This window comes from Hymenobacter daecheongensis DSM 21074 (genome assembly GCF_900141805.1).
Lineage (GTDB): Bacteria > Bacteroidota > Bacteroidia > Cytophagales > Hymenobacteraceae > Hymenobacter > Hymenobacter daecheongensis.
Genome location: NZ_FQYN01000001.1, coordinates 547,533 through 567,637 on the forward strand (window position 1 = coordinate 547,533; position 20,105 = coordinate 567,637).

Below are 20,105 nucleotides of genomic sequence, written 5' to 3' on the forward strand. Positions count from 1 at the left end.
GGTATTGTCATGCTTGATCTGGCGTCTGCTTGTCGAAGCATGACAGTTCTGGATAACCAATAAAAGCCCGCCAAGTTGCCTGCCTCTCAACGAGGCCGTCCCGCAAAATACGGCATTCCGACCGGCGCGGCCGTCTCGGGCACCAAGCCTTCCGGATACTCCACGCGGCTCAGAAACAGCCCTTGGGCCGGCGCGGCGCTGCCCGCATCTACCCGGTTCTGGGCCAATAAAATGGCTTTAAACTCCGCGGGCGTGATTTTGCCGCGACCCACGGCCAGCAGCGTGCCCACCACCAGCCGCACCATGCCGCGCACAAAGCGGTTGGCCCGGATGCGGAACACCAGCCCGCCCGGTGCCTCGTGCCAGCCCGCCTCGTAGCAGGTGCAGACGTAATGATTTTCGCCCCCCTTCACCTTCGAGAAGCTGGTAAAATCGAAGGAGCCAATCATACTGGCCGCCGCTTCGTTCATGGCCGCTACGTCGGGTTGGCGGTCGAGGTAGAGGCTGTGGCCCACGCTGAACGGGTCGGGCACGGTGCGCACGTGGTACTCGTAGGTGCGGGCCTCGGCATCGAAGCGGGCGTGGGCGCGGGCCGGCACCGGGTGCAGCAGGCGCGTAGCAATATCCTTGGGCAGGGCACGGTTGAGGCGGTACACCACGGTAGCCTCATCCAGCCCAGCGGGCAGCTCGGCATCAAAGTGAATCACCTGGTGGCTGGCGTGCACGCCGGTATCGGTGCGGCCGCTGCCCAGCGTGCTGATGGGCTGGCGCAGCACCTGCGCCAGGCAGCGCTCCACTTCCCGCTGCACCGTAAGCGTGTTGGGCTGCACCTGCCAGCCGTGGTAAAGCGTGCCGTCGTAGGCCAGATGAAGGAAATACCTCACTTGTTGGAATTCTGAATTAGGAATTAAGAATTCTGAATTGAGTAGAACAACGAATTCCTCTGCTCCGATGGACCAGCGACAATTCATAATTCAGAATTCAACATTCAGACTTTGAGCAACGCGAACAACAGCGCGTCCAGCGTTTCACCGTCTTTGGTGATGCTCTGGCGTAAGCGGCCTTCAAGCGCGTAGCCGGCCTTTTCCAGCACCCGCGCCGAGCCGGCATTGCGGGCAAAGATGGAGGCATAGAGCCGACAGACATCAAAATGCGCAAATGTATAGTCCGACAGCGCCCGCACGGCCGCCGTGGCAATGCCGCGCCCCCAGTACGCCCGCCCCAGCCAATACCCGATTTCGGCGCTCCGGTGGTGAACATCCGTCTGAAAAAGGATACTGATGCTGCCTACCGCCGCGCCGTCTACTTCAAAAGCCAGATGAATATCCGGGGATTTCGGGCGCGTCGCGAAGCTGATGTACTGCTGCGCGTCGGCCAGCGTGTAGGGGTGCGGAAACACGTCCCGTAAGTTCAGCCACACGCCCCGGTCGTTGGCGTGAGCGGCCAGACCAGGCGCATCCGTTGCCAGCCAGGGCCGCAGCCGCACGCCCGCCACCGGCAGCGCCAGCGTGGGGCGCAAAGCGTTATCGGTGACGATGGGCGCGGCCATCAGCCTAGAGCTTTTCAAAAACCATGGCCGCGCCCTGCCCCACGCCCACGCAGAGCGTGGCCAGGCCGTAGCGCACGCCTTCGCGGCGCTGCATCTCGTGCATCAAGGTAGCCGTGATGCGGGCCCCGCTGGCCCCGAGCGGGTGCCCAATGGCAATAGAGCCGCCGTTCACGTTCACTTTCTCCGGGTTCAGATCCAGGTCGCGCAGGCAGGCAATGGTCTGGGAGGCAAAGGCTTCGTTCAGCTCAATCAGGTCCAGATCCGCCACCGTCAGGCCAGCGCGCTGCAGAGCTTTCTGAGTGGCCGGCACCGGCCCGATGCCCATCAGGGCCGGATCGACGCCCGCCACGGCCGTGGCCATAATGCGGGCCAGCGGCTTCAGATTGTAGCGCTTCAAGGCTTCCTCACTCACTACCAGCACGGCCGCGGCCCCGTCGTTGATGCCCGACGAGTTGCCGGCCGTCACGGTGCCATCTACGGGCAGAAAGGCGGGGCGAATGCTGGCCAGCTTCTCCATCGAAGATAAGCGCGGGGGCTCGTCGGCATCAAACAAAGCCGTGTCGCCCTTCGGATTGGGCACGAACACAGGCACGATTTCGCGGCGAAAACGGCCTTTTTCCAGGGCCCGCTGGTATTTGCGCTGCGAGTGAAAGGCGTACTCATCCTGCTCCTGCCGCGTGATGCCGTATTTGCGGGCCACGTTCTCGGCCGTTTCGCCCATCGTGTAGGGGTGGTGAAGCTTGGAGAGCTTGTGGTTGGTGAAGCGCCAACCCAACGTAGTATCGTGGGCCGTCAGCTCGCGGCCAAACGCCGTTTCCGACTTGGCCATCACAAACGGGGCGCGGGTCATGTTTTCGGAGCCACCGGCGAGGTACACGTCGCCCTCGCCGCACCGAATGGCGCGGGAAGCATCGATGATGCTCTGCAGGCCCGAAGCGCAGAGCCGGTTTACGGTGATGCCGGGCACCGTGATGGGCAGCCCGGCCAGCAGCGCGGCCATACGGGCCACGTTGCGGTTGTCTTCGCCGGCCTGGTTGGCAGCGCCCATTATCACGTCTTCTACGGCCGATTTATCCAGGGAAGGATTACGGCGCAGCAACTCGCGCAGCACGTGCGCGGCCAGGTCGTCGGGGCGCACGCTGCTGAGGGCACCCCCGAATTTGCCGATGGGAGTGCGGACGGCGTCCACGATATAAGCAGTTTGCATTAGGTTGAAATGCGGTTATTCCGATCGTTGTTGGCTACTTTTGCCCGCCTGCCACCCAATCGGGCAGGGCCGAACTGATTCAACCACAAAGATGATACAAAGAATTCAAAGCGTGTTTCTGCTGCTGCTGGCGCTGGCCATGCTCAGCGTGCTGTTCCTGCCCCTGTGGAGCAAGCTCGACCCTCTCAGCAACCAGGAACTGGTACTCACCGCCACCAAGCTAACCTACGCCCACGCCGACGCGGGCATGTCGGTGCCCACACCTACCTACATCATTGCCGTGCTGGCCGTGGCCTCGGCGGCGGTGGCGCTGTTCGAGATTTTCCAGTTCCGCAACCGCTTCCTGCAGCTCAAATTGGGCATTCTCAACTTCCTGCTCATCGTGGCCACCATCGGCGCGAGCTTCTACTTTTCGGGAGTAGGCGAGAAAATGCTCAACATCAAAATCCCCGGCACCTTCGAAGCCGGCTTCTACCTGCCCACCCTGGCCCTGATGCTGAACCTGCTGGCCAACCGCTTCATCCGCCGCGACGAGCAGCTGGTGCGCTCAATTGACCGGCTGCGCTAGGTTATAAGCCGCAAGTTTTAAGCTGCAAACCACAAGCTTCTGGGGTTTAGTTGTCTGTGGTCCGCGCTACTCCTGGCTAGCCATTTGAGCTGTCATTTACACTCACAAAAAAGGCTTCCGTGCCGTACGGAAGCCTTTTTTGTGCTTTAAAAGCTCGCTCAATTCCGGCCACCACCCACGGCCCGCTGCACTTCCTGCACGCTCGACTGAAAGTCGAAGGCATCATACAAGCGGTAGAAATTCTGCCGGTCGGCTACGTGCGGGTAAGCGTATTTGGCCAGCTCCACCCGCGAGGTTTCAAAGTCGAAGCTGGCCAGCAGCAGTTTCAGGTCGTTGGCTTGAATATAGGACTGCTCCAGCGCCTGCTTCGCGATGCTGAGGCGGTTGCTGTCGAAGGAGGTACGTTTGAGGGTTTCGGCCAGCTGGTCTACGTCCTGCGGGCGTAGCACGCGGTTGCGGTCAGCCCCGCCGTATGGGTCGCCGTAGGGGCCGGAGCCGCCGGCGGGTGGGCCGCCGTAGCCATCGGCAGGCAAGTCGCGGTCCTCGTCGCGGTAGCCGTAGTCCTGCTCATACTCGTCCTCACGGCCGCCGTGCTGGTAGCCGCCGTATCCGGGGCCGCAACGCAGCGCCACGGCGGCCACTTTGCGCAGCTGGGGCGGGTAGCCGGAGCGCGTAATCAGCACGAAGCTGGTTTCCAGGCCGGGGTCCAGGAATACGCGGGTGCGAAAGCTGTAGGGCCGGCCGTAGGGGGTCGGCAGCAGAAACTCGGCCCAGTGGTAACCGGGCGCGAGACGGTCGAGGTGAATCTGGGTGGTGCCGCGGCTGAGCGGGCGGCCATCGAAGATAAGCCGGAACGGCAGGCCGCGCTCCGAGGCAAAATTGACGTTGGCCGGCGCGGCCCGCAGGCCGGCGGCCAGCAGCAGCAATGTAAGGCTGAGAAGTAGGGCTTTTTTCATGACAATGGCAACTGGCGCGAAAGCCATTCAGCAGCTCTCGTCGGGCAGCCAAAGCCAAGGATTATGCCACAATCGGAACTTTACGACCCGCACCAGCCCGTCGCCCCCGCTTTCGGCCAGATACTCTGCCTTCGTGGCCCCAACAAGCAAAAAAGGGCCTGCATCCGTGAATGCAGGCCCTTTTAGCCATCGAGCTACCGCTAGCGGCTATTCGTCGATCTTGGTCACTTTGAACTCCGTACGGCGGTTGCGCTGGAATTCGTCTTCGGTTTTGGCGGCCTTCAGCACGGGGCGGGTTTCGCCGTAGCCTTTGGCCGTAATCCGGCTCTTGTCGATGCCCTTGCTGATGATGTAGTCTACGGCTGACTGTGCCCGCTTCTGCGACAGTGCCATGTTATAGGCATCCTTGCCGCGTGAGTCGGTGTGCGAGCTTAGCTCGATGGTGATTTTGGGGTTGTCCACCAGCGTCTGCACCATCTTGTCCAGCTCCAGAGCTGCGTCGGGCCTGATATCAGCCTTGTCGTAATCGTAGAAAATGTTTTCGACCACAATGGCCTTGTTCTTCACAATCTTGGTGAGCGTGAGCGTGACGGGCACGCGCACGTCGTTCATCTCGTTGGGCAGCTGGTCCTGAGTTGGCTTGCGGCCAATGGTGCTCACCGAGTTGCGGGCCGTGAAGTAACCGGCGCGGTCGGCCAGCAGGCCGTAGCTGGCGGCCGCTGAATCCAGCTTGATGCTGAACTTGCCATCAGCGCCGGTGGTCACTTCCTGCAGCTTCTGGCCGGTAGTGCTCAGCAGCGCCACGGTTTCGTTGGCCACGGGCAGGGTTTCGCCGGTCTTGTCGTTGCGCTCCAGCAGCGTGCCATCGGCGTAGAACGTGACTAGCTTCAGCAGCTTTTTGTGGAACATGTACAGGTCGTCGGAGCCCTTGCCGCCGGCGCGGTTCGAGGAAAACACGCCCATGTCCTTGCCCGTGAAGTAGGGAGCAAAGTCGTCGCCGTTGCTGTTGATGGGCGCACCCAGGTTCTTCACTTTGCCCTTCTCCACCATAAAGATGTCGAGCTTGCCGAGGCCAGCGTGCCCGTCGGAGGAGAAGTAGAGCGTGCCATCGGGTGCCACGGCCGGGAAGTTGTCGTTGCCGGCCGTGTTGATCTGGTCGCCCAGGTTTTCGGCGGGCGAAAAGCGGCCGTTGGGGCTCATCGTGGCCTTATACAGGTCGATGCCGCCCAGCCCGCCCTTGCGGCCCGAAGCGAAATACAGCGTTTGGCCGTCGGGAGCAAATACCGGCGAGAAGTCGTCGGCGGTCCGGTCGTTGATGTTGATGAGCTTGGGCTCTTCCCACACGCCGTTTTTGTAAAACGACGACCACAGATCCACGCTCAGGTAGCCTTTCTTCGAGCCGTTGTTGGAGCGGGCAAACACCACCATCTTACCGTCGGGCGAGTAGGTGGCGCTGGCTTCGTGCTTGTCGTCGCTGTTGAACAGGGGCTCGAGCTTGCGCACGGTGCCGCCCGTCATCTTGGCCGCATCATCAAATTTGATGGCGTACAGGTCGTTAAATCCTTCGCCGTTGCCGGCGTACTTCTTGCCTTCGCGCCCCGAGGCAAACACCAGCTCCTTGGTTTCCGGCATCATGGTCGCGCTGAAATCGGAGGAAGGCGAGTTCACCTGATCCAGCGCCATGATTTCGTTGTTGGTGACCATGGCCACGATGTCCTTGCCGGCGCGGGCATTTTTGGCTTCCATCTCGGCGCGGGCGGCCAGCGTGCGGTTGGCCCCACTCTGGGCGTAGCTGTCAAATTGGGTAGCCGCCTCGTCAAATTTGCCGTTGGCTTTCAGAGCCAGCCCGTAGTAGAACGGGGCTTCGCCGGCCTTCACTCCCCCATCAATGGCGGCCTTGTAGAAAGGCTCGGCCTGCTCAATGCGGTTCGAGAGCCGGTAGGCCTCTCCCACCCGGTAGTTGGAGGTTGCCACGTTTTTGCCGTGGGCTACGTCCGCCTTGTAAAGCTCAATGGCCGTTTCATACTCGCCGCGGGCAAACCGCTTGTCCGCTTTGCTCAGGCTGCCAGAAGCTGCGCAGCCGTTCAGCAGGGCAGCGGAGCCCGCCGCAACGCATACAAATAGTAATTTCCTCATGGGTGGTGGGGTGGAATAAAATACAGAGAAGGCGCTGTATCCGGCCAACTTGAGCCTAGCAATAATACTAAGTTTACCTATGATTTCTGCTAGGGTCCTGGTTTTTTGCTTCGGCGGCAAAATACTTAGCCAGCCAGGTAGTGGCGGCCGGGGCCGGCCAGGCCTGCTGCAGCTGTCCGCGCTGGGCTATCGTATTATCAAAATAGAGCGTTTCAGGAGTCAGCGTTCCGTCGGCTACAGCCTGGCGCAACTCCTGGCGGCCCAGCAGCCGCACCTCTCCCCCCACCAAAAACGCCAGCCGCGACTTTTCCAGCAGCTCCACGCCCAACTGCTGCTCTACCTGCTGCACAAAGCGTACCGAGGCATCGATGGAGCAGCCGCTGGCATCGGCCACGGCTTCGTTCAGACCGATAACCAGAAACTGCCGATGCAGAATGGCCGCGGAAGCCTGCAACGTACGGCCGTGGCTGGTCCAGGCCTCCGCAAACTGCGCCAGGGCTGGCTGTACGGCGGCTATTTCGGCGGCCGTGAGCGGGCGGCCGGCCTGATAAATCCAGATGCGGGCCGCATCTGGTAATTGATCGAAAGGAACAAACATGGGTTGGGGTCTTGGTTGCTTAGGAACTTGGGGCGAGTGTAACGGGCTGATGATTCCTAATTCCTACAAAATAAACAGCCCCGGCCAGAAGTTCCGGCCGGGGCTGTTTGCAGTGGGTTGAAAGGACGGCTAGGCGTTCAGGCCTTCAGCGGTAGCAATCAGCTCAGCAATGTCGAAAACCTGCACTGAGGATTCGCGCTCCTTGTTCTTCACGCCGTCGCTCATCATGGTCATGCAGAACGGGCACGATACGGCGATGATGCCGCGCTGATCGGTGCGGGCCGAGGGCGTAGCGCCGGCGTTGCCACTTTCCACGCCATTGAGGTTGGCCAGGGCCGCCGCGTTGCCGTCGAGGGTGGCCAGGGCTTCCTCGGTGCGCTCCACGTTGATGTCTTTTTTGCCGGGCTCGGGCTCTTTCCACATCTGCGCACCGCCAGCGCCGCAGCACAGGCCGTTGGCTTTGCTACGCTTCATTTCTACAAGGTCAGCATCTAGGGTGGCCAGCACGTCGCGGGGAGCTTCGTAGATGTTGTTGGAACGGCCCAGGTAGCAGGAATCGTGAAAGGTGATGCGCTGGCCCTTGAACTCGCCGCCGCCCGACACGCCCACGCGGCCCTCGTTGATGAGCTGCTGTAGGAAAGTGCTGTGGTGAATGACTTCGTAGTTGCCACCCAGCGCAGGGTACTCGTTCTTAATGGTGTTGAAGCAGTGCGGACAGGCCGTCACAATCTTCTTGATGCCGTAGCCCTCGAAGGTGGTGATGTTCTGCATGGCCTGCATCTGAAACAGGAACTCGTTGCCGGCGCGCTTGGCTGGGTCGCCGGTGCAGGTTTCTTCCATGCCCAGCACGGCGTATTTCACGCCCACGTGCTCCAGAATCTGCACGAAGGCCCGCGTCACGCGCTTGTAGCGGTCGTCGAAAGCGCCGGCGCAGCCCACCCAAAACAGGATTTCGGGCTCCTCCCCAGCCGCCGCCAGGTTGGACATGAGGGGGACATTGATGGGTCGCTTGGCAAGTTGCTCAGCCATATTTTTGGGAAGCTAGAAGTCAGGAGTTAGAAGATAGGAGCAAAGGTGGCACAGGAGTCGAGCAGAAGCATTCTAGCTCCTAACTCCTGTCTCCTTCTCCGTCACGTACAGGTCATCGGCCCAGTTGAAGCGGTCGGAGGGCGAGAAGGCCCACGGGGCGCCGTTGTTTTCGATGTTGGAGAACATCACGTTCAGCGAGTTCGGCGCGGCCGACTCTTCCAGCACCAGGAAGCGGCGCATCTCGATAATGCTTTCCAGCGGGTTGATGTTCACGGGGCAGGCTTCCACGCAGGCATTGCAGGTGGTGCAGGCCCACAGTTCTTCGGGCGTCACGTAGCCGCGCAGCAGCGTATGATTTTCTTTATCAAGCACTTCCTGCTCGGCGTGCTTGGCTTCGGCGCCGTACAGGTTAGGCTGGAAAATCAGCGGCGAGTTGTACTTCTCCTCCACCCGGTCACGCGTATCCATGATGATTTTGCGCGGCGAGAGCAGCTTGCCCGTCAGGTTAGCGGGGCACACCGAGGTGCAGCGGCCGCACTCGGTGCAGGAGTAGGCGTTGAGCAGGTTGGTCCAGGCCAGGTCGTCTACGTCCTTGGCCCCGAAAGGCGTGGGCGCCATAGCCGAGCCGTCGGGGTTGGTAGCCGGAGCCGGCACCACATAGGTCGGGTCCATCATGGCCTTCACTTCATGGGTAATGCTGTCCACGTTCGAAAACTGCCCCTGGGGCACCAGCCGTGAGTACCACACGTTCGGAAACGCCAGGATAATGTGGAAGTGCTTGCTGCTGGGCAGATAGTTTAGAAAGCATAGGATGCCCACGATGTGCGCCCACCAGCCCACGCGCTCCAGCGCGTGCAGAGCTGTTACGCTATCCGGAAACAAGCCCGTGAGCAGGCTGCTGATGGGGAAAGTGCCCGGCAGATCCACGCCTTCCAGCTGGTGCAGCTTCAGGTCGGCGGTGTTCATGGTGAACAGCGCCGCCATCAAAATCACCTCTATATAAAGAATCACGTTGGCATCTAGCTTGGGCCAGGCCCGCAGTTCGGGGCCGGTAAAGCGCTTCACCGGCGGCTTCGAATTGCGCCGCCACCAGAAGGCGGCCACCGCAATAATCACCAGTGCGCCGAGAATCTCGTTGGTCGCCATCAGCACATCGTACACCGGACCGAGGAAACTCAGGGCCCGGTGGGTGCCAAAGATGCCGTCAATCATGATTTCGATGACCTCGATGTTGATGACCAGAAAGCCCACATACACCACCATATGCAGCAAAGCCGGCGTGATGCGCTTGAACATTTTCTGCTGGCCGAAGGCTACGAGCAGGGTTTTGTTGAGCCGTTCGCTCACGTTGCCGGACATATCCCGGTCGCGCCCGACGAGGATATTGGCCCGAACTTTCCGGGCCTGCCACACGAACAGGCCGAAGCCCGCGATGGCAACCAACAGAAACAGCAGGTTTTGGATGGAGAAGTGCACAGCAGTGGGTAGGTTTGGGAATCAGACCGAAATATACTCGGTATGCATAATAATTTACGGGTTTTCTGCGGAAAGATTTTTTTACCGGAAGCCTTGCAGGTCCGATTGGGTTTACTACTTTTGTGCTCCCCAATGGCCAAAAGGCCCGCGGGGAATACCAAGAGCTGGTAATGTAGCTCAGTTGGTAGAGCACAGCACTGAAAATGCTGGTGTCGTTGGTTCGATTCCAATCATTACCACTAAAAAGCCCTTCTGCAGCACGCGGAAGGGCTTTTTTGTTGTTTGGGGCATGAATTGGGGTATGTGGGGCGTTGCCTATATGCATCTGTTATATGCGATACTAAAGGACTACGAAGTCATTTGGGAAGCATGTACCAGGGGCTGTTGCCTTACGCCCTCTCCTATTTGAGTACCTATCAAGCCTTCACTATTTCTGCTCTCAAGGAATTTAAGCCTTTATTCCGACGCTTGTTTGAGCCCCTCTTTGTGTAGGCTACCTTAGCAGAAAAATTCCTTTAGTAACCCTGCTGTTGATATGGAGCGCCTAATATTCAGTGGACACGATACGTTTACGTGTAAGCACAGTTGGCTGAAAAAAGGCTATGATTTCTTAAACACTGGGCATAGCTTCACCGATGCGGATGCAGTCGTAAAGCTTGGCGTAGGCAAGAACATGGTCACGGCTATTCGCTACTGGCTTCGCTCCTTTGGCTTAACAGATGAAAGCGATACCCTGCAGGAGGAAGCTCATCTCTTTCTTTCTACCGACGAAGGATATGACCCTTATATTGAAGACAATGCGACACTTTACTACCTGCATTATCTGTTAGTCAAGACGAATAGGGCTTCGCTTTACAGTATAGTTTTTAACGAATTGCGAAAAGAGAGCTTTGGCTTTAGCCGGAAGCATCTGCAGCAATTCGTGGTCCGCAAGTGTGAGGAGGTGGGGGCCCCTCTGGTCAACGACAACACGCTAGATACTGACATCACAGTATTCGTGCGAAGCTATTCCGCTAGTAATCGAAGCAAGCCTGATGTGGAAGAAGATTCAACGGGCCTCCTGCAGGACCTCTCGCTACTCAGCGTTGACCGTACTACGGAGAGGGTAGACAACAAGGAAACTTCCATTGAATGGTACCGGCTAGAAAATCAAGAGCGTAACGACATACCCTGGCAGGTTGTCCTAATGATTATTCTGGACAACCCTACCTGGGGTGAAGTTATCAGCTTCCGGGACTTGGAGGCTGCTCCTAATTCACCGGGGTTAGTGTTTGCGCTGAATGAAAAAGGCCTCTATTACAAGATCGAAGAGATGATAGAGCGTTACCCAAAAGACATTGTTTATTCCAGCACAGCTGGCAACCGGGTTTTAACAATCAAAAAAGACCGAGTGCAACTCGCAGAGGTCATGCAAGAATATTATGGCCAAACGGTTTAGTCCTTCTGTCAATATCGTTCGGGATGCAACTCATGAGCTTTCCTACTTGCCTACGCCCAATGCGAAGGCTGTTTTTGGGCAACTTGTCAACAACTACCTATCTGGCACCCACTGCTTCAATATAGTAGGTGCTTACGGCACGGGTAAGTCGGCCTTCCTGTGGGCTTTCGAGCAAACCTTAATGAACAAGAAAACCTACTTCCAATCAGAAGTCGGTTTTAAGAATGTAGCCGCTTTTAAGTTTGAGCACTATGTTGGTCAATATGCCTCCCTAAAAGAGACCTTGGCCCAACGCTTTATGCCTGATGGCAATGCTGAAGCAAACTCAAAGGCTGTAATTAATGCCCTTGACAAAGAGTACCATAACCTTGCTGCCAAGCAAACAGCATTGGTTTTAGTAATCGACGAGTTCGGTAAGTTTCTAGAGTACGCCGCCAATGAGAACCCTGACGAAGAACTTTACTTCATCCAGGAGCTAGCAGAGTATATCAACGACTCTTCCAAGGAAATTCTCTTACTAACTACCGTCCACCAAGACTTCAGCAATTATGGCTTCGCGTTAAGTCGTACCCAACAGCAGGAGTGGGCGAAGGTGAAAGGACGTTTGAAAGAGTTGCCTTTCAACGAACCGGTAGAGCAGCTACTCTATCTAGCGGCTCAGCAACTAGCTACTTCTCAGGAGTCAAAGGCTGACCTGTCACTCAACCAGCAGCTTTTTGAGGCCATTAGCGCCGCGAAGGCGTTTCCGCTGCATGATTACTTCACTCCCGAGGTACAACGGGACGTATGGCCGCTAGACATACTCTCAGCTGCTGTGATGGTGTTGGCCCTGCAGCGTTACGGGCAAAACGAACGGTCACTGTTTTCCTTTCTACGCTCAGATGACTACTTAGGTCTTCAGGATCATCCAGCCGATGGCACCTACTATGGTGTTAGTAGTGTATACGACTACCTACTTTACCACTATTACTCGCTGCTGTCCTCGCGCCATAATCCACATGCGGCACATTGGGCCAGCATAAAGGAAACTTTGGACTTGCTAGAGGCTGGCTTCCATGAAAAAGCCGGCCTAGATGCCGCACGTAAGCTAGTTAAGACCATAGGTCTCCTATCTCTTTTCGCGCCAGCTGGTGCTGAGTTAGACTCAGACTTCCTCACTACTTATGCCCGACTCAGCTTAAGCATACCCAATGCTGAACCTATATTGACCGTGCTCACTAGGCGTAAGCTGATCCGGTTTGTAGACTACAAGAAGAGTTATGTTCTATTTGCTGGAACTGACCTCGATATAGAGTTGGCCATTGACGAGGCCGGCAGCTTAGTAGAGCAAGTAACGGATGTAGCTACTCGTCTCAGCACCTTCTTCTCTTTCCCATACGTCGCTGCCAAACGCATCTCTTTTGAAGTTGGGACGCCCCGAATCTTCAAAATCGTAATGACGGAGCACCCTCTACTGGAGCAGCCGCAAGGGGAAATTGATGGCTACGTGAACCTGATTTTCTCCGATACCTTAACTAACAAAAAGCTTCAAGAACTGGTCGGTAACCGGCAGGACGCCATTTTGTATGGCATCTATCATCGTTCGGGTGAAATCAAGAAGCTAATCCGGGAGATTGACAAGGTTCAGAAGGTTCTTGAACTGAATATAAACGATAGGGTGGCTAGTAGAGAATTGAGGGGCATTCTGGAGCATCAGAAGGGCCTACTTAATCATTACGTACTGGATAGTCTTTACCAACCCGACGGGCACATCACCTGGTTTTTCAACGGTGATGTAGACACGCGCTTCCAAGGTCGCCGAGGATTTAATCGGTGCTTATCGGATATAGCAGCTACTGTGTATCCGGACACTCCGCGTTACCTAAGTGAACTGGTCAATAGGACTAAGCTATCCACTCCGATTCTCACAGCGCGCAAAAGCTTTATTCGGGCTCTATACGATAACTGGCAGGAGCATGACCTTCTCTTCCCAGCGACCAACTACCCGCCTGAGAAGACGATTTACCTCTCGTTGTTGAAGGCAACAGAGATGCACCAAATTGTAAATGGCGAGTACACTCTCACCCCCCCTGCCAATGCCTCTTTTGCACGGTTGTGGGATGAATGCGAAGTTTTCCTGCAGCAGTCTCAGGAAGGTAAGCTACCGATCTCTGATCTGATGCAAATTCTCTTGAGCAAACCGTTCAAGCTCAAGCAGGGTTTTGTTGATTTTTGGGTACCGGTTTTCTTGTTTATCAAGCGTCACGATTTTGCGCTGTATGGTGAGCAAGGCAGGTACATACCCGAGTTGAATGCTTCTGTAGTCGACTTGTTTACCAAAAGCCCTAGCCAGTATTATGTGAAGGCTTTTGCTTTGGTTCGGGAGAAGCTGGCACTGTTCAATGACTATCGGGAATTACTGCAACTTGGGCCAGCTGACCGCACCTCCAACAGTGCATTCATAGAATCGATTAAGCCTTTCTTGACGTTCTATAAGAAGCTACCAGCTTACACACGCAACACGCAAAAATTGTCGCCGGAGGCGAAACGCTTGCGCGAAGCTATTTCTAAGTCAAAAGACCCAGAAGCCGCTTTCTTCGAGACGTTCCCTAGTGCACTCCGCTTCCACGTCCCTGAGTTGCAGCAGGATGCTGCTCTTAGAGAACGATACATCCGTACACTGCAGAGCACTATTGAGCAGCTACGGAATGCTTACTCGTCCCTTTTGCAACGATTAGAGACTTTCATTGCGCACAATGTGGCGGGCACTGCTCCAGAGTTCGAACTGTACCAGCGTGCCATGCGCGAGCGTTTCCAGCGCCTTGCTCCTTACCAGTTGAGTGAAGAACAGAAGTCATTTCAGGATCGGCTCATGTCGAAACTGGATGATCGGGAAGCCTGGTTGAACTCGATTGCGAATAGCCTACTCGGTAAGAGCCTGCAAAACTTTGAAGACAAGGATGAGTTGGTGTTTCAACATCATTTCCAAAAGCATGTAGCAGAGCTCGACAACCTGAGCGAGCTTTCAAGTATGGTGATTGATGCCGACAAGGAAGAAGTGTTTCGTTTGGGAATTTCCACCTTCGGCGATAAGGAACAGGCCCGTATCATCCGCCGCCCCAAGCAGCTTAGTGTGAAGGACGCCGAATTGGAAGCAGATATTCGTAAGTTGCTAGGCGACGACAAACAGCGTAGCCTGATTGTTTTAGCTAGGCTACTAAAGGAGCAATTAGAAAATGGAGAATAAGCCTCTGCGGCATGTGCTAGGTATTTCGGGAGGCAAAGACAGTGCTGCCCTGGCTATCTATCTCAAGAAGACGCACCCCGAATTAGATATAGAATACTACTTCTGCGACACGGGCAAGGAGCTGGACGAGACGTACAATCTCATCAGCAAGCTGGAGAACTATCTAGGGAAGAAAATCACCCATGTAAACGCGATAACAGATAGCCCAGAAGATTCCTTTGACCACTTCGTTCAGGCATATGGTGGCTATTTGCCGTCTTCTAGTGCCCGCTGGTGCACTAAGAAGTTGAAGCTAGAACCCTTTGAGGCATTTATCGGCGATGATCCTGTAGTGTCCTACGTGGGCATCCGAGGCGATGAAGACCGGGAAGGCTATATCTCGCATAAACCTAACGTACAATCCGTCTTTCCTTTTCGCAGGAACATATGGAGCGAAGATGTGGTGCAAAAAGTATTGAATGCTTCCGCTCTGCCACGCTTGATAAAGGCTTATGAAGGATTGGTCCAGACTGATAAGCACGCCCGTTTACTTCAGTTGGCACAAACGCCTATTTCCCGAAGTTTCCCTCAGACTCAGAAGCTGAATGCCTTACTAGATGCCGACACGGTGCTATTCAACAAGGCTGTTTTTACAATGCTACGGGATACCACGTATCCTTTGGCACTAGCGGAAGACTTCGCACTTCTAAATAATGACGAGGTGCTAGTACGCGACGATATTTTTCGCATTCTGCGCGAGAGCGGTGTAGGTGTGCCAGCGTATTATGAGAAAATAGTATTTGAAGTAGATGGCGAACAAGGCGAGTATGCCCGTAGCCGCTCCGGATGCTACTTTTGCTTCTTTCAGCAGAAAATAGAGTGGGTTTGGTTATACGAACAACATAACGAGCTCTTCTTGAAGGCGATGGACTATGAGCGGGACGGCTATACGTGGATGGAAGAATCTCTCTCAGACCTTATTAAGCCAGACAGAGTCCGCCAGATTAAGCTTGACGCACTCGCCAAGCAGAAAAACAAGAAAACACCTGAAAGCATCTATCTCCTTGACATCCTTGATGATGAAGAGGAAGTAGGGTGTGCATCATGTTTTATATAAATCAAAATCACAACAATGAAAATTGAAGTTGAAGAGTGGTCAATCAATGACCTTCTATCTAAGAAATCTGATATTAACGATCAACCTAAATATCAACGAGGTCAAGTTTGGCCGCCATTTAAAAAACAATTATTGATAGATTCTATATTGAGAGGAGTAGACCTGCCTAAACTTTACTTGAGAGTGAATGAAGTAGGTCCCTTTAAATATGAAGTTGCAGATGGGCAGCAACGCCTTGATGCAATGCACCTATTCAAAAGCAATAAATTCCCTTTATCCGGTAGAGAAGAAGCAGGCGTTAAACTTTCCAAAATCGAATCAGATGACTTACAAAATCTTGCTTATCAAGACCTAGTATGTAAACACAAAATTTATGCGGACATTTTTGACAACTATAAAGTTACGGTTGCTCTGATTCACGGAGCAACCGAGGCCCAGATTCGGACTCTTTTTGGGAGATTGCAACTTGGCAGCCCTCTTAATCAAGCTGAAAAAAGGAACTCTATTATAAGCAGCATCGGCATACAAATAGATAATTTTGTTTTAAATCATAAATTTTTTGACACATCGAGTATAAACGAGTCTAGATTTACCAGGCAAGATCATCTTGCTCATGCTCTTGCCTTGATTTACTACAGCAACAAGCATGATCTAAAAGCAAATATTATACTTGAGTTATATAATGCCGGCAAGCACACTTTCCCTGATCATTATATTAAAGACACAAACACTGTCTTAAAATGGATGAAAAGGATTAATGATAATAGTACGAAAAAGTTAAAGAACAAGTGGGCTTTCACTGATATGTTCTGGTTTCTATATCAGAATCTGAGAAATAAGCAGCTGAAAGATATTGATGAAGTTGGTTTAGGGCTTGCCTATTCAAAATTTGAGAAAGACCGTCTCCTCAATCACTCAAACCCGAAGGCACTCCTGAGAACAAGCCCTGTTTCTGCATACAATCAGAGGATGTATGATTATGTAACAGCTTTCAAGACTGAGGGTGCTCGATCAGGCAATCTTAATACAAGAAACGCTGCTTTTCAGGCTGAGTTCAAATCGCACCTCATTTTCTAAGCATGAGTTTCATCATTCCAGACGACCTAGTTGAGCTTTTTGATAGAAGAGCTTGCGGGCTGTATGTCGGAGCAGGGTTGTCACAAGCAGCGGGTTTTCCGAGCTGGGGGCAACTTCTTCAACTCTTAGTTGAAGAAGTTGGTAAGCGCCCTTATAATGTTCAAAGCAAGATAGAAGATTACAAAAAATTATTAAACGACCCTAATCAATACTTACTTGTTGCTGAGGACATAAAGGCTCAATTAGGTGATAGGTTTTCTAAGTTCATGTCTGACACCTTCTCAGATCAAACTAAAAAGCCTACCGAAACATTAAAAAACTTCATGAAGCTTCCGTTGAAGTTTGTAATAACTACAAACTATGACATGCTGATAGAACAAGCTTATAACAAAGTACACGATGCAATTCCAGCAACATTGACTTACGATCTAAGTAAGGACATTGCGCATAATTTGTGGGAAGACAAATTTTTTGTACTAAAAGCTCATGGAGACGTTCAGTACAATAGCGGAAGGCTAATAATCTCAGAAAGAGACTATAGAGATATTCTATTCAGGCAACCTGGATACCAAAGTGCTCTACATGCTATGTTCTCTTCTAAATCGGTTTTATTTGTTGGGACTTCATTTACAGACCCAGATCTAATCCTATTACTGAGATATTTGCATTCATCCTTTCATGGAGGAGGACCAACCCATTATATTTTACTTGCAGAAGACTCTGTATTAGACACACAGTCTGAAAGATACATGCATGACTTTAATCTTCATACTATAAAATATGACAAAAAAGACGGGCATAAAGAAATAAATGAATTTGCCATTGAACTCTTAAGCAAGATCAAAGAATCAAATTAATCATTCAGCCCTTGCATCATTTCTTCCATTCCTCCGAAATTCAGAATAAAATCTGAGTAAAAATTTTCAAATAAGTCCTTAATATAATCACCTATATCTACTGTGTCCTGGGCACCAGCTTTCATCTGGGAGATTTGATATTTGCGGTTTTTGGTAATACTGTATAGAAAGAGAGTATGTAAGTACACTGCAGTCCAGTATTTTCTATTAGTTACTTCTATCATATCTTGGCTAGGATTACGGTATTTCGAGCGGAAATTCTTCAGCACTTCGCTATCCATATTGATGAATATCTTTTCGAGGCTCTCACCATTAGCTAAAGGGTGCATTACAGTCTTATAATCGACAGTTACTCCTAGCTCGTCCAAAGCGTCCCAGGTTACTGCATTCTCTTTTGGCTCTTTATACATGAAGACTGGCTCAGGAAGGCCCTGTAATGGTTGCTCTTGCTCTTCCTTAGGTGTACTCTGAGGAGGAGCTTCCTTCTCGCTAATCTTCACCCAGAAGATTTCTTCTAAGTCACCTCCTGGGGCAGACAAGGACACTCTCACTTGCACTGCGTCGCCTACCTGCACTTCTTTCTGTGGGTTCATTGCGACCCGAATAGAGCCTTCCTGCGGGCTGCTCATACTTACGTTGAGCACTTCCTCAATGCGTGATGGTAGTCCAGCTTTGGTACCACCCTTATTACCAGGAGCACGTTTCACATCCAGCAAAGCTATCTTCAGCTCCCCTGGCTCTTCAGCGCGACTTAGGTATTGATCTTCGACGTCAGTATTAAAGCGGATAGTCTTTTCCCCTCCTAGCGGAATTTGCGCAATGGGCTTCTCACCATCGTTTCTCCCCTTTACATTCAAAAACGAAGGGAAACGCTTTGGCTTGAACGGCTCTTTCTCCTGCTTAGTAGGGGCTTTGCGCTCCGGCTTATCTTCTTTCTTAGGTTGCTCCTTCTTCTCGTCCAGCTTAAATGTGCTCCCCAATAGTTTCAGCAACTCTGGATTCAAATTAATATTCTTAGTAACGTTTTTGAGGAGTTCCTTCGAGTCGCCCCCATCGACGGAAATAGAATCTTTGCGCTTCTTTTCCACCTCAGCTAGACGGCCGCTGCTACGTCCTAGCTGGGTTGCTAGAAACTTGCGGAGCTCCCGCGTCTCCTCGCCTTCCTTGAGCCGGTCACGAGAGGCCATAAACAGCTCCGAACGGAAGCCGTAGTCCATATCCGTGCAGTCTACATGAATGAGCAAATGGTTCTTCAGCAGATTGAGCTTCAGTGATTGCGTAATGAATGATGAACTATAAGAGCCGTGCACTTGCCCATTCATAGCGAACAGCACGGCCATGTTGTTCTTAAAGAACTCGTCTTGAATCGTTTTGGTCGTCTCTTTCGCACTCTTCCCCTCAACCTTGGTTCTAAAAACGTAGCATGTAACCCGCATAGAGCCGAACAGGTCATTCTTGAAATCCTCGACGAAGGTGCTTTCGACGTACTTATTATCTTCTTGGTCAGATTCGAGCCGGCGTTTCAGACCGTAGATAGCTCGTTCTAGGCCTCGGTCATTAGGATACCGTTCTTTGGTATCAACCGTTAGGAATGGCAAAGCAGGATCAAATAAAAACTCATTCAGGCTACGGCCTAGCTCCCGGGAAATAACGGAGCGTGAGCCTTCAGGCAGCTTATAAGAATAGAGCTTAATAACAGTACCCGTTTTAAACTTGCGGTTGTGCAAGCCGAGGTCTAACTCAGTAATGTCGAAGGATGGTATTACCCCATCAACTGTCAGAAACTCATACCAGGTGTTTTTCTTGGATTGTTCCTCCTGTTTCAGCAGCTGATGTTTGCGAATGATGGTAAAGCCAAATTTCCCTTTGCCGTCATAACGTTTGGACGCGACGAGCTGATAACCACGCTTGCCGCAGAATACAATGGCTCCACTACCACCCATATTATATTTGCCCTGCACGAAGTGGATTTCGTTCTTATTTCCCCGCAGCAGGGACAAGAAAGTATTTTCGAACTTATCTGGATTTTGCCCTTCCCCATCATCGTACATGGTCAGGGTTGGCTGCTTGAGCTTGCCAGAAGCTACAATCTGAATATTCTCAGCCTGAGCCCTACGAAACGAAGGCAAGTCCCACTTAGTGGCCTCTACGCCATAGAAGCTCTTCACAGCCTCGTGCATCGTTTTCGGTGCCCCAGCTGACTTCGGGTCAACCCCAGCCTCATAACACTTCCGCATGAGGGTGGCGTCAATAGAGTTAGTCAGCTTCTCAACTAAAGCTGCGATAGGAGATGCCTGCTGGTTTTCTATAACTCCATAAAGGTTTTCGCTTCCACCAAGTGGCTTCCAATTCTTCTGCGCAAAGACAACAGGATCTTTACCTATTAGATCATCAATTTCCTCTTCAGTTGCACACTTATACAGTTTGCGGAATAGAACTTCCACATCAGTTGAAACAGTAGAAAACAAATCCATTCTTGAAATTGGTGCAATAAAGAGTGGGTAGTTAAGCAGTCATATTCGAGGTTATCACTTAGAATATTCACATACTATACTATTAGGTAACAAGATACTAAAACGCTGTGATTGTTATCATAGCATTTCTCAGGACGTATCTTCTTCAACTGTTACTTCTTATAAATCAGAACTCTAACCCACCAGAGTTATTAGCACAGGCCAAATCACTCAAGCTACTGTTATACAAAACTTTAGCATTTCAAAGCCAACAGGAATGTGCTTTTTGTTGTCAACATAAACTGGCAAAGACAACTTGAGGGCATCTCATACAACAAATGGGGAATCTTAGTAAGATTCCCCGTAGAAGAGTACCCCTGATTTTCTTTGGCTTATCCTTGGGCTAGCGAAGCAGACCTTTAGTTTTCTGCTTGATAGC

Annotated in this window: 15 protein-coding genes and 1 tRNA gene; 7 read left to right on the plus strand and 9 right to left on the minus strand. The window is 52.6% G+C overall.

The features are described 5' to 3' along the window. Positions 1-86: 86 nt before the first annotated feature. The 3 genes from truA to BUB62_RS02375 all read right to left on the minus strand — a co-directional run bounded on the left by truA (position 87) and on the right by BUB62_RS02375 (position 2,756). Positions 87-884 (minus strand): tRNA pseudouridine(38-40) synthase TruA, encoded by a 798-nt coding sequence (gene truA, locus BUB62_RS02365; protein WP_073105619.1) that lies wholly within the window; start codon positions 882-884, stop codon positions 87-89. A 104-nt stretch (positions 885-988) separates the two neighbouring features. Then, positions 989-1,549: a GNAT family N-acetyltransferase gene (locus tag BUB62_RS02370; RefSeq protein WP_084538758.1), complete on the minus strand. Its 561-nt coding sequence runs from the start codon at positions 1,547-1,549 to the stop codon at positions 989-991. A 4-nt stretch (positions 1,550-1,553) separates the two neighbouring features. Then, complete coding sequence (locus BUB62_RS02375) at positions 1,554-2,756, minus strand: thiolase family protein (RefSeq protein WP_073105621.1); 1,203 nt, start codon at positions 2,754-2,756, stop codon at positions 1,554-1,556. Positions 2,757-2,847: 91 nt separating this feature from the next. Between BUB62_RS02375 and BUB62_RS02380 the strand changes: the two genes are divergently transcribed. After that, positions 2,848-3,324, plus strand: a complete 477-nt coding sequence (locus BUB62_RS02380; RefSeq protein ID WP_073105623.1) for a DUF4293 domain-containing protein — start codon at positions 2,848-2,850, stop codon at positions 3,322-3,324. A gap of 158 nt (positions 3,325-3,482) precedes the next feature. On the opposite strand, the gene BUB62_RS02385 is transcribed toward BUB62_RS02380, so the two are convergent. From BUB62_RS02385 to BUB62_RS02405, 5 genes are all read right to left on the minus strand, one after another. After that, positions 3,483-4,280 carry a proline and serine-rich protein 1 family protein gene (locus BUB62_RS02385; RefSeq protein WP_143163989.1) on the minus strand — a complete coding sequence of 266 codons (798 nt, stop codon included), beginning with the start codon at positions 4,278-4,280 and terminating at the stop codon, positions 3,483-3,485. Between the two features lie 207 nt (positions 4,281-4,487). Beyond that, positions 4,488-6,416: a CHU_0125 family OmpA-like outer membrane integrity protein gene (locus BUB62_RS02390; RefSeq protein ID WP_073105627.1), complete on the minus strand. Its 1,929-nt coding sequence runs from the start codon at positions 6,414-6,416 to the stop codon at positions 4,488-4,490. A 73-nt stretch (positions 6,417-6,489) separates the two neighbouring features. After that, on the minus strand, positions 6,490-7,014 hold the full coding sequence (locus BUB62_RS02395; protein WP_073105629.1) for a hypothetical protein: 525 nt from the start codon (positions 7,012-7,014) through the stop codon (positions 6,490-6,492). 129 nt (positions 7,015-7,143) lie between these two features. After that, positions 7,144-8,001: a (Fe-S)-binding protein gene (locus tag BUB62_RS02400; protein ID WP_073105632.1), complete on the minus strand. Its 858-nt coding sequence runs from the start codon at positions 7,999-8,001 to the stop codon at positions 7,144-7,146. Positions 8,002-8,115: 114 nt separating this feature from the next. After that, complete coding sequence (locus BUB62_RS02405; protein WP_073105634.1) at positions 8,116-9,519, minus strand: 4Fe-4S dicluster domain-containing protein; 1,404 nt, start codon at positions 9,517-9,519, stop codon at positions 8,116-8,118. A 166-nt stretch (positions 9,520-9,685) separates the two neighbouring features. On the opposite strand from BUB62_RS02405, the gene BUB62_RS02410 reads away from it, so the two are divergent. From BUB62_RS02410 to BUB62_RS02435, 6 genes are all read left to right on the plus strand, one after another. Beyond that, positions 9,686-9,758: transfer RNA gene (locus BUB62_RS02410), tRNA-Phe, on the plus strand. A gap of 296 nt (positions 9,759-10,054) precedes the next feature. Next, on the plus strand, positions 10,055-10,957 hold the full coding sequence (locus BUB62_RS02415) for a DUF4007 family protein (RefSeq protein WP_073105637.1): 903 nt from the start codon (positions 10,055-10,057) through the stop codon (positions 10,955-10,957). Further along, the gene (locus tag BUB62_RS02420; RefSeq protein WP_073105639.1) at positions 10,941-14,183 is read left to right on the plus strand and encodes a P-loop NTPase fold protein; all 3,243 of its coding nucleotides are present in this window, start codon (positions 10,941-10,943) and stop codon (positions 14,181-14,183) included. The genes BUB62_RS02415 and BUB62_RS02420 overlap by 17 nt, the downstream gene beginning before the upstream one ends. Next, positions 14,173-15,279: a phosphoadenosine phosphosulfate reductase family protein gene (locus tag BUB62_RS02425; protein ID WP_073105642.1), complete on the plus strand. Its 1,107-nt coding sequence runs from the start codon at positions 14,173-14,175 to the stop codon at positions 15,277-15,279. The genes BUB62_RS02420 and BUB62_RS02425 overlap by 11 nt, the downstream gene beginning before the upstream one ends. Before the next feature lie 15 nt (positions 15,280-15,294). Further along, on the plus strand, positions 15,295-16,356 hold the full coding sequence (locus tag BUB62_RS02430) for a DUF262 domain-containing protein (protein WP_073105645.1): 1,062 nt from the start codon (positions 15,295-15,297) through the stop codon (positions 16,354-16,356). A 2-nt stretch (positions 16,357-16,358) separates the two neighbouring features. Further along, the gene (locus BUB62_RS02435) at positions 16,359-17,213 is read left to right on the plus strand and encodes an SIR2 family NAD-dependent protein deacylase (protein ID WP_073105647.1); all 855 of its coding nucleotides are present in this window, start codon (positions 16,359-16,361) and stop codon (positions 17,211-17,213) included. Here BUB62_RS02435 and BUB62_RS02440 read toward each other — a convergent pair. Further along, a complete protein-coding gene (locus BUB62_RS02440) occupies positions 17,210-19,687 on the minus strand; it encodes a hypothetical protein (RefSeq protein ID WP_200799889.1) in 2,478 nt (825 codons plus the stop codon). The two genes, BUB62_RS02435 and BUB62_RS02440, sit on opposite strands and share 4 nt — an antisense overlap. Positions 19,688-20,105 lie beyond the last annotated feature (418 nt).